Source organism: Mesorhizobium sp. M7A.F.Ca.US.014.04.1.1 (genome assembly GCF_003998745.1).
Taxonomy (GTDB): domain Bacteria; phylum Pseudomonadota; class Alphaproteobacteria; order Rhizobiales; family Rhizobiaceae; genus Mesorhizobium; species Mesorhizobium ciceri.
Genome location: NZ_RZRW01000126.1, coordinates 1 through 12,075, shown reverse-complemented (window position 1 = coordinate 12,075; position 12,075 = coordinate 1). Strand labels below are relative to the sequence as shown.

The window sequence follows — 12,075 nt, the reverse complement described above, 5'->3', positions numbered from 1 at the left end:
TAGCGATGTTGCAATATGTGGCAGTGATCGTGCGCAGAGGCAACTCAAGCCATGTCGTCAGGATTTTCGCGACAGGCCATCTTCCCTGATCGCGCTGACCAGCGTCTCGCTTCCCTCGCGAAGATGCTGCCTCAGAATGCCTATGGCCCTGTCGCCGTCGCGCCGCCGGCAGGCGGCCAGCAGATCGCGGTGCTCCGTCTGCGAGCGGCTGCGATAGTCCAGGTTCGACAGCAGGATGCGGACGTAGCGATCGGCGGCATTGTGGTGCGCCTCGATTAAGGCCAGCAATCGATTGTTGCCGCAGGCATCGTAGAGAGCCAGATGAAAGGCACGGTTCAGCGCGCCCCATCGGCCGACATTGCGCTCCGCGTCGATCTGATCGAGAACCTGTTCCGCCTCGTCGAGCCTGTCACCGGCGAGATTGGGAAGCGAAAGCCGCAACGCCTCGCATTCGAGCAATTCGCGCAGTGCATAGATTTCACTGATCTCGGCGCTGTCCATCCGGGCGACCTGCGCGCCTTTTGTCGGATGGATGGAAACAATGCCTTCGGCTTCCAATTGGCGAAGGGCGTCACGAATTGGCATGCGGCTGAAGCCAAACTGCTCGGCCAATTCGTCCTGGCGCAGCGAAGTGCCCGCCTTGATGGTGCCACTGGCAATCGCTTCGCGCAGGACATTGGCGACCTGTTCGGCCACGGTTCGCGGCCCCTGCATCACGCTTTCCGCAAATCCTGGCAATCGATGCTCCCGTTTGACGCGGGGCGCTCAGCCTAACGGAAACCCCTCTGCATGGATATATGTATGCCTGTATATGCACACGTTCGGCATCAATTGCCAGACTTGCCCGAATTCCTGCGCCAAGGCCTGATCTGCGTATTTTACCGGCGCTTCGCTTGCCTGGCGTCAGCCGCCGAAGCGCGGTTCCGCAACGCCCCTAACGCCAAGGCCTGATATGGCGAACAGGCTGCCGCGCAAAACGCCGTCGCCGGGAAAACGCGGCAGCGGCGGCTTGGCCATCGAGGTGACGTAGAGGGTGTCGAGCTTCGGTCCGCCGAACATGACGCTGGTGATCTTCTTGACCGGCATGTCGATGATGCGATCGATGCTGCCATCGGGCGCGTAGCGCACCAGCCTTCCGTCATAGACCAGCGCATTCCAGAGATAGCCCTCGGCATCGACGGTCGAGCCGTCCGCCGCACCGCCTCGGCTGGTGTCGACGCGCACGAAGGTACGCCTGTTGGTGGCGGCACCGGTGGCGATATCGTAGTCGTAGGCCCATATCTCGCCGGTCCAGGTATCGGCGAAATAGAAGGTGCGGTCGTCGGGGCTCCAGCATGGACCGTTGGAGCAGATGATGCCGGAATCGATCCGGGTGACGGAAAAATCCGGATCGAGCCTGTAGAGACCGCCGGACGGCCCCTCTTCCATCGTATCCATGGAGCCGGCGAAGAAACGGCCGCGCCGGTCGACCTTGCCGTCGTTGAGCCGGTTCATCGGCTTGTCCGGCTCGGGATCGTGGATCAGCGTCACCTCGCCGGTGGCGAAATCGAGCAGATGGAAGCCGCGCTGCAGCGAGACGACAGCGCCGCCGCCGTCCTTGCGCAGCGCCATTGAGCCGATCTTCATCGGCACGTCCCATGACCGGATCTCGCGCCCGTCGGCGGTCGCCCGAAACACGCGCCCGTCGAAGCTGTCGATCCAGTAGAGTCGTTCCTGTTCGACGTCCCACAGCGGTCCTTCGCCCAGTGTGGTCTTCACGTCCACCACGACTTCGATCTTCATGCCGTCCTCCTCCGTTTTGCGTCTCGCGGCGATTGCTCGGGCCGCCTCAGAAAGCGACCTTGTCCCCGCCTTTCAATGACAGGATTTCGCGTGCCTCGTCGGGCGTCGCCACCTCCATGCCGAGTCCTTCGATGATCTTGCGGGCCAGCAAGACCTGCTCGGCGTTCGATTTGGCAAGCTTGCCCTTGCCCGCCCACAGACTGTCCTCCAGCCCGACGCGGATGTTGCCGCCAAGGGCCGCCGATTGCGCGGCGATGCGCAGTTGGCTGGCGCCGGCGCCCAGCACCGACCACCGGAACTGGTCGCCAAACAGCCGGTCGGCAGTGCGCTTCATATGGGCGACGTCTTCTGGATGCGTGCCGATGCCGCCGAGCAGCCCGAACACCGACTGCACGAAGAAAGGCGGCTTCACCAGCCCACGGTCGGCGAAGTGGGAAAGGTTGTACAGATGGGCGATGTCGTAGCACTCGAACTCGAAGCGCGTGCCGTTGTCGTAGCAGGTCGCCAGAATGTACTCGATGTCCTTGAATGAGTTGCGGAAGACGAGGTCGCGCGTCGCTTCCAGATGCGGCTTTTCCCAATCGAACTTGAAGGTCTCGTATTTGTCGGCCAGGTGATAGAGCCCGAAATTGATCGAGCCCATGTTGAGCGAGGCGACTTCCGGCTTGAACTGGGCGGCCGGGCGCACGCGCTCCTCGACCTTCATGTAGGGGCTGCCACCGGTGGTGATGTTGATGGCGGCGTTGGTGCCTTGCTTGACGCGCGGCAGGAAGCGGGCGAAGGCCTCCGGCGTTTGGTCGGGCTTGCCGGTTTCCGGATCGCGGGCATGCAGATGCAGGATCGCGGCACCGGCTTCCGCCGCCGCGATCGCCTCCGAAGCGATCTGGTCGGGCGTGATCGGCAGATAGGGCGACATGGTCGGCGTGTGGATGGCGCCCGTCACCGCGCAGGTGATGATGACCTTGCCCCTGGTCTGTGCAGGTCCCGGCTTGCGACTGGTTTGCGTCATTCTCCAAACTCCTGATCCGATTTTCTCTTGTGGGCGGCGAGCGCCATGAGCCGGCGGTCACGCCACACCTGCCGGTCGCCTAGGCTTTGCTGTGGCAGTCGCTTGCGGCGATCAGCCTCGACTGTATCGATGACCTTGCCGGCCCAGTCGACGCGCCGCTGCGTCTGGGGAAAGATGTTGGAATAGATGCCCTGATAGCGCTCGACATAGTCGCGCACGCCGCCGGGTGCATTGAGATCGATGGTCTCGAACGGCCCCATGAACGACCAGCGCAGCGCCAGCCCGTCGCGGATGCCGACGTCGACATCCTCGACACTGGCGTAGCCATCGGCGACAAGCCGGAAAGCTTCCTCAAGCAATGCGCCTTGCAGGCGATTCATGATGAAGCCGTCAAGCTCGTGCTGCATGACCAGTGGCGCGTGGCCGGCGTCGACGAGGAAGGCGCGGGTTCTCTCGACCGTCTCGGCCGAGGTCCACGGCGCCGGCACGATTTCGGCCGCCGGAATGAGATAGGGCGGGTTGATCGGATGCACGACCAGGCAGCGCTGCCGCCCTTGCAGATGGTCGGTGAATTTCGACGGCAACAGCGCCGAGGTGGAACTGGCGATGACTGTTCGCGGATCGGCAAGCGTGTCGATCAAGGAGAACACCTTGCGCTTCACCTCGAGATTCTCGGGCGTGTTCTCCTGGATATGCACGGCACCTGCCAACGCCTCTTCAAGCTCGGCGACAACGGAGATACGGTCAAGAACCTCACCGGCTTGCTGTCCCCGCAGAAGATCGTTCTGGGCGAGATCGCCGAGCACGCCGGCAATGTAGTCGCGGGCTCCACCTGGGGCAGTGGGCGACTGGTCCCACATCCGCACGTCATGGCCGGCGCGGGCGAAGCTGATCGCCCAGGCCCGCCCGATGAACCCGCTTCCGACGATCGCGACATTGGCCATGGTTTGTTCCTCAAAGTGTTTCGACGTTGCCGTCGACGCCGAGCGACTGGCCGGAAATGTTGATCCCCGCATCGGAGAGCAGGAAGGCGACCATCGACGCGACATCATAGGGGCTGGTCATGCGACGCAGCGAGATGTTCTGCAGATAGCGCCCGGTCATCTCCTCGTGGCTGATACCGACCTGCTTGGCGCGCGCCGAGATAACACCTTCGATGCGGGGGCCCTCGATGATGCCGGGCAGGATGGCGTTGACCCTGATGGCGTGCGGCCCGAGCTCTTTGGCCAAGCTTTGCGTGAAACCGATGACACCGAACTTGGCCGCCGAATAGGGTGTGCGGAAGGCGTAGCCATGGCGGCCGGCGGCCGACGACATCGAGACGATCGAACCGCCGCCCGCCGCCTTGATCAGCGGCACCGCGCGCCGGGCGCACAGGAACTGGCCGGTCAGGCAGATGTCGATGCAGCGCCGCCAGTCCGCCGGATCGATCTCGTCGACACCGCCGGTCGGCCCGGCAATGCCGGCATTGTTGATCAGCGCATCGAGCCCGCCGAGTTTTTTCTCGACCGCCTCGAACAGACGGTCGACGTCCTCGTCGCGCGAGACGTCGGCCTTGACCGCCGCGACCAGGTCGATCTTGCTGGGAGCAGCGGCCAGCGCCTCGTCGGAAACGTCGCAGACGACGATGCGGGCGCCGAGGCGTGACAGCGTGTCGGCTATGGCAAACCCGATGCCGCCTGCGCCCGCCGTCACCAGCACGCGCTGGCCTTTCAGCCCGGTCAAAAATTCGTCCGCCGATGCCGGCGCCCTTGTGCTCATGGTCATGTCCTTCTCATTGCAGCCGCCGTTCGCGCAGCGCCATGACGGCGCCCAGAACGACCAGTCCGTAAAGAATTGCCCTCGTGGCATAGGGAAGCGTGGTGCCGGCGAGCAGCATCTGCAGTGCCGTCAGCAACAACACGCCGCCGAGCATGCCGAGATAGTGGCCGCGCCCGCCGGTGATCAGCGCGCCGCCGACCACCACCACGGCGATCGACGGCAATAGATAGTCGTCGCCCATGCCGAGGCTCGCCTGACCCGAAAAGCCGGTCAGCATGACGCCGACAACAGCCGCGCAGACGGCCGAAAGCATGTAGACCAGGATCAGCGTGCGCTCGACGCCGATGCCCGACAAGCGCGCCGCGCGCAGCCCGTTGCCGATGCCGTAGACGCGCCTTCCGAACGGGGTGCGGCCAAGCAGGAGTACCGCTGCGACGACAAAGACGACCATCAGCAGCACGATTGGAGTCAGCAGGCCGGCGAGCTTGGCCGTCATGACCCAGCGCAGCATCGGCGAGGAAAACCCGGCCGGCGTTCCCTGCGAATAGAGCAGCGCACAGCCTTGCAGAATGCCGTTGGTGGCGAGCGTCATGACGATCGGCGAGATGCCGAGATAGACGATGCCGAAACCATTGGCGAAGCCGATGGCGCAGGCCATCACCAGGACGACCGGCAAGGCGTAGACAAGGGCGGCGTCGGAGCCGTTGACCATGCCCGCCAGGATGATGCCGGAGATGCCGATCGTCCACGGCACGGAGAGATCGAGGCCTCCGGTCAGGATGACGGTTCCCTGTCCGAGCGCCAGGACGGCTAGGAAGGAGGATAGCACCAGCAGCGAATTCCAATAGCCCGGATTGAGGATGGCGCGGCCGAGCCAGATCTGGGTGACAAGCACGATGAGCAGCAGGCAGACATAGGCCGGCAGCGCATAGCGCAGCGTTTCCGCATTGCGCAGATGGAAGGCAGGGCGCGGCGATGCCGGACTGCGCTGGGCATGGGCTGGCTCGGCGATCTTGAGACGCCGGTCCACGCGCTCGAGTTGCGAGGGCAATATGCCGGCGCGCCAGGCGGCGAGCCGGGCACGCGCGGCGCGCAGTTGCACGGCAAGCACCGATGCATGCGAGATCGAGCCGGCAAGTGCCGCCAGTACCAGAATGGTGCCTTCGGCGATGGTCGCATAATAGGCCGATACGTTGAGCACCAGCAGGATGTTCACCACGATCATCAGGATAAAGGCGCCGAAGACAGAGCCCACCGGGCCGCCCTGCCCGCCACCGAGGCGCGTGCCGCCGACGACGACCGCCGCGAACATCGACAAGAGCAGCGGATTGCCGACCAGCGGATCGCCGCTGCCGGTCTGGGCGCTGATGAACACGCCGGCAAGGCCATAGCAGCCGCCGGCGATGACATAGACGGCAAAGCGCACCAGAACGACATTGATGCCGACGGAAGCGGCCGACTCCGGATCGCTGCCAAGCGCGTAGAGTGCTGTGCCGAAGCGGGTTCCCTTCAGCCAGAACCAGGCGAGCAGGACGACACCGATCACCACCAGCGGCATCGGCAGCCAGCCGGCGATCGCGTCGCCGAGATAGAAGGTGCCGAGATCGGGCGACACGAAGCCGCCGGGCTTGTCCATCACCAGCAGCGTGACACCTTGCAGGATGAACATGGTGGACAGCGTCACCACGATCGGCTGCATGCGCAGCACCGCGATGAAGAAGCCGTTGAAGGCGCCCACCGCCATGCCGACGCCGATGCCGACGGTGGTCCACAGGAGGATGCTTGCGCCTGGCGCCATCGGATCCATGCTCGATGCCAGCACGGCATTGACCAGCGATATCACCGCGCCGGCGGACAGGTCGAAGCCGCCCGACAGGATCACGATCGTCTGGCCGATCGCCGCGAGCGCCGAGGTGGCGCCGCCGCTCGACAGGAACGACACATCGAAATAGGTCAGCGGCCCAGCGCTGATCCAGTCGACGACGAAGAGCAGGATCGCCAGGACGGCCGCGGCGATCAGCGCGCCGCGATTGCGCACCAGCGCACGGCGCAGTCCGAAGCCGCCGGGAACAGGGGATGAGGCTGCTGCGCTGCTCATGCGGCGGCTTCCCCGGCATGGCCGAGCGCCGGGCGCATGATGGCCGGTTCGGTGATAGCGTCGCCTTCGAGTTCGGCGGCGATGCGCCCGTCATAGAGGACCAGCACCCTGTCGCATTGGTGAACGAGTTCGGGGATCTCCGTCGAGTGCAGCAGGATCGAACCGCCCGAAGCCACGTAGTTTCGCATCATCACATAAAGCTCGTGCTTGGTGCCAACGTCGATGCCTCGGGTGGGATCGAACAACAGCAGGATGCGGCTCTGCGCCACCAGCCACTTGGCGATGGCGATCTTCTGCTGGTTGCCGCCGGAAAACGCACCGGCCCGCGTCCACAGCGCGCGGCGGTCGACCTCGACAGTGGCGAATGCCGCCTCGACGGAGCGGGTCTCGGCTTGCGCGTCGACAAGGCCTAGCCGTGTGAAGCGCGATATCACCGGCAGCGTGGCGTTCTGGCTGCCCGACAATTTCAGGAACAGGCCTTCGGATTTGCGGTCTTCCGGCACCAGGCCGATGGCCATGTTGGGGCGCAAGGCATCGGCCGGCGAACCGAGCCAGACCTTGCGGCCGTCGACGAGGATGTGGCCGCGCTCGATCTCGGCCATGCCAAAGCAGGCCAGGAACAGGTCCTGCTGGCCCATGCCTTGCAACCCGGCGACGCCGAGGATTTCGCCCTTGCGCAGATCGAAGCCGGCGCCGTCGAGCTTGCGTCCGACCTTGAGGTCGCGCACGCCCAGAACCGGCGGACCGAAGGCCTGGGCGCTGTCCGGCTTGGGCGGAAAGGTCTGCTCGATGCTGCGGCCGATGATCTTTTCGATGACGTCGGCATCCGAGACATCGGCGACCGGCGCGGTGACGATGTGGCGGCCGTTTCTCAGGATCGTCAGCGTGTCGCAAAAAGCGCGGACCTCGCGCATGCGGTGGGTGATGAAGACGATGGTGGTACCCGCCGTCTTCAGCCTGGCGATGATGTCGCCCAGCCAGTCGACGTCGCGTCCGGCGAGCGTCGAGGTCGGTTCGTCGAGCAAAAGGATGCGCGGCTTGCGGTAGACGGCGCGCGCGATCTCGATCTTCTGGCGCACCGAAAGCTCGAGCTCGCTCACCTCGGCATCGAGATCGACGGAAAAACCGAGATCTTCGATATGGCGGCGGACGGCCGTGCGGGCGGCACCGCGGCGGATCAGGCCGGAGATGCCGACGGGGGCGTAAGGCAGCAGCATGTTGTCGAGCACGGAGAGATCGCGCACCAGGGTCATCTCCTGGAATGCTGTCTGCATGCCGAGCGCATGTGCTGCGCGCGGTGCGCCGTAAGCGATCTCCTTGCCGAAGACACGGACATGGCCTTGGCTCGGCCGGACCAGCCCGGACAGCAGCTTCACCAGTGTCGACTTGCCGGCTCCGTTTTCACCGAGCAGGGCATGGACGCTGCCGGGCGCGATCGCAAACGACACGCCGTCCAGCGCGACGGTCGGGCCGAACGCCTTGCTGATGCCGTCGATCTCGACGGCGGGGAGCTCGGAGTGTTCTGTCATTGTCCTCGATCGCCGGCTTGGCATGGATTGACGACGCACGGACAGTTGTCCGTGCATCGTCACACGGGCCTTGGGAGGCTTAGTTCTCCGGTTGTCCGACGAGGGCAGCATTAAGGCCGACCTCGGGTGTCTGGTCCGAGAAGATCGAGGCAAACCAGCCCGGATTGGAGACCAGCGACGGCTTGAAGGCGTTGCAGCCGGCCTTCATCTCCGCCCATGTGCCTTCGTCGCACAGCTTGATCGTCTCATTGGTAACGACCGGCAGCGGCAGGATGGTGGTCTTCGGCACGTCCTTGCCTTCGATCGCCTCGACGGCAAGCTTCAGCGCCAGCGCACCCGAATAAGGCGGCGAGGCATAGGAAATGCGTTGTGCGCCCGCCGGTGCATAAGGAGGAGCGGCACCTTCGACTTCGGTGCCCTCCGGCAGCATCTGGATGCGGCCGCCATTGGAACCTTCGCCGGCGCAAGGCAGGAGTTCGCTGGTCTTCTTGCCAGCCTCGAGCTGCATCGAGTTGGCGGTGAAGCAGCCGACCTGCATCCACAGTCCGTTGATGTCGTCCCAATTGCGGGTGGCCAGGATTTTCGAAAGTTCGGTGCGGGCGACCGCCTGGCTCCACATGCCGACAGCCTCGCCGACGATCTTGATATCAGGATACTTGGCGAAGACTTCCTTGGCGGCCTTTGTCCGCTGATCGTCAACGGATGTTCCCGGGACGCCCGTGATGGCGATGATGTTGCCCTTGCCATTGAGCTTCTTGACCAGCCATTCGGCGGTCACCCTGCCCGCTTCCAGCTGGTCTATGTGGACGTTGTAGGCACAAGGCTCGGTGATCTCGGCGTCGTACGCAAAGACCTTCACGCCCTTGTCGCAGGCATTCTTGACGACCTGGTTGAGCGCGGTCGGCGAGATCGGATACACGACAATGGCTTCGGCGCCGCTTTGCACCATTGCGTTGATCTGCTGAATCTGGCGTTGCGCGTTGGGGCCAGCGACCTGGACCTGCAGGTCGACCTTGTCGGCCAGGCTCTTATGAGCGGCCATGGCCTTGACCATATTGGCCGCCTCCGCCTGCCAATCATTGCCGATGTAGCTCATGCTGAGAAAGATCTTGTGCTTCTCGGCGGCCTGCGCGGCGGACAGGCCGAAGGCGCACGCAGCCATGCCGGCCAGCAGCGCGAGCCGCCGGACTTTCGATCCGATACCCATGTGGAACTCCTCCCAAACAGAACGACCAAATGCCTCCCAAGGGCACAAAACGTAAACCCTTGTCATTCGATGCCAGCGACCGTATCATGATTTGATCAAATATCAATGATGAAATCGTTTATATCAAAACGGGCTATGTCGGCCGCTTGACGTGGCACCACGAACCTTGCATTCCGGCACAAGCAATAGTGTCGCCCATGGGCGGGAAGGTTGACCGGAGATGGCTGGATCGGCGTTCAGGAAGCCTGGTGTCGAGATCATTCCACTGTCCAAGGAAACTCTGCAGGACCGGGTCTACAACCAGGTCACCGAACTGATTCTCGACGGCAGCATCGTGCCGGGCGAGATGGTCACGGTTCAGAGCCTCGCCGACGCCTTTGGCGTCAGTCCGATGCCGGTCAGGGAAGCGCTGCGGCGCCTGACGGCAGCCAACGCGCTGACGGTAGTATCCGGGCGCTCCATTGGTATTCCGGCGCTCAGCCGCGAGCGGCTCACCGATTTGCGAAATGTACGTTTTGAGATAGAGGCCATCGCCGCCGGCTGGGCCTCACAGAACCGCAGTGATGCGGATCTTGCGATTTTCGCGCGCGATCTGGACTCACTGGAACGCGCGAATGGCGCGGACGACGTAAAGGCCTATCTCAGGGCGAATTATACCTTCCACTTCGCAATCTACCGAGCAGCGGGATCCGAAACCCTGCTCAAGATCATCAAGGATCTATGGCTGCAGATCAGCCCCTATTTCAATATGCTGCATGGATCCTACTCGACCGCGAACACATACCATCAACAGATGTTTGCGGCCCTGCGCGACCGGGACGAGCAGGCAGTTCAGGCGGCGGTTCGCGGCGATATCGATGCGGCTTTCGACATGCTGGTCGATCTTTTGAAGTAGCGCCCGGCCCGACCTCCGACCCCTATCACATGCCTCCTATTTCTGGGGATGGCAGAGCAGCGCTCATGCGCACTCAGCGGGCAAGCGCGGGCTTCTTCTGGTGATCTAGAGATCATATCCCGAGCGCGTCATCCATGGTTCTCGTGCTTGAGCTTGCGAGGGCGGCAGCCGATGACGCGGCGAAGCACATGACCCGCATCCTCATTGTCATTATCGGATTGCCAAAATGTGGTAGCGTGATTATACCAGTTGATCAGTTGACGACGGGCGATACCGTCCGCTGAGATCAGGAGTAGTGACCAAATGACAACGATTGCGCTGTTCGGTGCCGGTGGGAAAATGGGCTACCGCCTGTCGACCAATTTTCGCGGGTCGCCCTACACAATACGCCATGTCGAGGTCAGCGATGCCGGCCGCGAACGGCTGAAGACCGGGCTGGGTTTCGATACTGTCAGCGCCGACGAAGCGCTCAAGGGCGCCGATGTGGTGATCCTGGCCGTTCCCGACACGCATATCGGCAAGGTGGCGACCAGCATCGAGAGCAAGCTGGCGCCGGGCACCATGGTGGTGGTGCTCGACGCGGCGGCACCCTTCGCCGGCCACCTGCCGAATCGACCGGACCTCACCTATTTCGTCACCCACCCCTGCCATCCGCCGATCTTCAACGACGAAACAGATATGGCGGCAAAGAAGGACTATTTCGGCGGCGTCAAGGCCAAGCAGCATATGGTCAGCGCCTTGATGCAGGGGCCGGAAGAGGATTACGCCAAGGGCGAGGCGATCGCGAAGATCATCTGGGCGCCGGTCATGCGTTCGCACCGCGTCAGCGTCGAACAGATGGCGCTGCTGGAACCCGGGCTTTCGGAGACGGTGTGCGCCTCGCTGCTGGTGGTCATGAAGGAAGCCGTCGACGAGGTCGTGGCACGCGGCGTCGACCAGCAGGCGGCGCTCGACTTCCTGCTCGGCCATATGAACGTGCTGGGCGCCGTCATTTTCGGCGAGACCAAGGGCGTTTTCTCGGATGCCTGCAACAAGGCGATCGAGTTCGGCAAGCCGGTGCTGATGCGGGACGACTGGAAGCGCGTGTTCGAGCCGGAAGAGATCGCCGCCAGCATTCAGCGTATCACCTGAAGAGGAGAGGCGCTGCCGCCGCGACGTCGCCGTACCGTTGCCGACGCTCGGCATCGTAGCTCATCAGGTACATATCACCTGAATTCGTGGTTGACTCATCATACCAGTTGGCTTAGCTGTTCATGGCTCGGATCGACAGGGTTTTGGCAGGAGTACGGTGGGCGAGTGGAGGATGGCTGGGGAGCAACGATCCGTGGAGGGAAGCCGGCAAACGGCTCTTTAGCCCCGAAGCGATCCGCCGCCCGCGCCGCCTGACGAATTCGGATGCCGACAGATGCTTTCGGTAACCAAGGCAATTTTTCAAACGGGAGGACTTCATGAAACTTACACGCAGAATGACGCTTGCGGCTTTCGCCGGCATGCTGGCGCTTGGCACGGCCGTGCCCGCCTATGCGGCGGATCTCATTGCCATCATCACGCCCTCGCACGACAATCCGTTCTTCAAGGCGGAAGCCGTCGGCGCCGAAGCCAAGGCCAAGGAACTCGGCTACGAGGCGCTGGTGCTGGTCCATGACGACGACGCCAACAAGCAGTCCGAGCTGATCGACACCGCGATCGGCCGCGGCGCCAAGGCGATCATCCTCGACAATGCCGGCGCCGACGCCACCGTCGCCGCGGTACAGAAGGCCAAGGACGCAGGCATTCCGTCCTTCCTGATCGACC

At 63.5% G+C, this 12,075-nt stretch carries 11 protein-coding genes; 3 read left to right on the top strand and 8 right to left on the bottom strand.

All coding sequences use genetic code 11. From position 1 onward, the window contains the following. Positions 1 to 57: 57 nt before the first annotated feature. From EOA22_RS11390 to EOA22_RS11355, 8 genes are all read right to left on the bottom strand, one after another. The gene (locus EOA22_RS11390; protein WP_063167528.1) at positions 58 to 714 is read right to left on the bottom strand and encodes a GntR family transcriptional regulator; all 657 of its coding nucleotides are present in this window, start codon (positions 712 to 714) and stop codon (positions 58 to 60) included. Positions 715 to 903: 189 nt separating this feature from the next. After that, entirely contained in the window at positions 904 to 1,782 is an 879-nt protein-coding gene (locus EOA22_RS11385; RefSeq protein ID WP_013533046.1) for an SMP-30/gluconolactonase/LRE family protein, read from the bottom strand. Between the two features lie 46 nt (positions 1,783 to 1,828). Further along, positions 1,829 to 2,791 (bottom strand): 3-keto-5-aminohexanoate cleavage protein, encoded by a 963-nt coding sequence (locus EOA22_RS11380; protein ID WP_063167527.1) that lies wholly within the window; start codon positions 2,789 to 2,791, stop codon positions 1,829 to 1,831. After that, on the bottom strand, positions 2,788 to 3,735 hold the full coding sequence (locus tag EOA22_RS11375) for a 3-hydroxyacyl-CoA dehydrogenase (RefSeq protein WP_063167526.1): 948 nt from the start codon (positions 3,733 to 3,735) through the stop codon (positions 2,788 to 2,790). Before EOA22_RS11375 ends, EOA22_RS11380 begins: the two co-directional genes overlap by 4 nt. 10 nt (positions 3,736 to 3,745) lie before the next feature. Further along, positions 3,746 to 4,552 (bottom strand): SDR family oxidoreductase, encoded by an 807-nt coding sequence (locus EOA22_RS11370; protein WP_024502463.1) that lies wholly within the window; start codon positions 4,550 to 4,552, stop codon positions 3,746 to 3,748. Positions 4,553 to 4,565: 13 nt separating this feature from the next. Next, positions 4,566 to 6,650, bottom strand: a complete 2,085-nt coding sequence (locus tag EOA22_RS11365) for an ABC transporter permease (protein WP_063167525.1) — start codon at positions 6,648 to 6,650, stop codon at positions 4,566 to 4,568. Next, entirely contained in the window at positions 6,647 to 8,179 is a 1,533-nt protein-coding gene (locus EOA22_RS11360; protein WP_127389971.1) for a sugar ABC transporter ATP-binding protein, read from the bottom strand. The genes EOA22_RS11365 and EOA22_RS11360 overlap by 4 nt, the downstream gene beginning before the upstream one ends. Before the next feature lie 79 nt (positions 8,180 to 8,258). Continuing rightward, positions 8,259 to 9,386 carry a sugar ABC transporter substrate-binding protein gene (locus tag EOA22_RS11355; RefSeq protein WP_013533052.1) on the bottom strand — a complete coding sequence of 376 codons (1,128 nt, stop codon included), beginning with the start codon at positions 9,384 to 9,386 and terminating at the stop codon, positions 8,259 to 8,261. Positions 9,387 to 9,606: 220 nt separating this feature from the next. Between EOA22_RS11355 and EOA22_RS11350 the strand changes: the two genes are divergently transcribed. From EOA22_RS11350 to EOA22_RS11335, 3 genes are all read left to right on the top strand, one after another. Further along, a complete protein-coding gene (locus EOA22_RS11350) occupies positions 9,607 to 10,281 on the top strand; it encodes a GntR family transcriptional regulator (RefSeq protein WP_013533053.1) in 675 nt (224 codons plus the stop codon). 303 nt (positions 10,282 to 10,584) lie between these two features. Further along, the gene (locus EOA22_RS11340) at positions 10,585 to 11,412 is read left to right on the top strand and encodes a phosphogluconate dehydrogenase C-terminal domain-containing protein (RefSeq protein ID WP_063167523.1); all 828 of its coding nucleotides are present in this window, start codon (positions 10,585 to 10,587) and stop codon (positions 11,410 to 11,412) included. A gap of 317 nt (positions 11,413 to 11,729) precedes the next feature. Then, positions 11,730 to 12,075 (top strand): substrate-binding domain-containing protein (locus tag EOA22_RS11335; protein WP_164755367.1); only part of this gene is annotated, 346 nt, incomplete at its 3' end.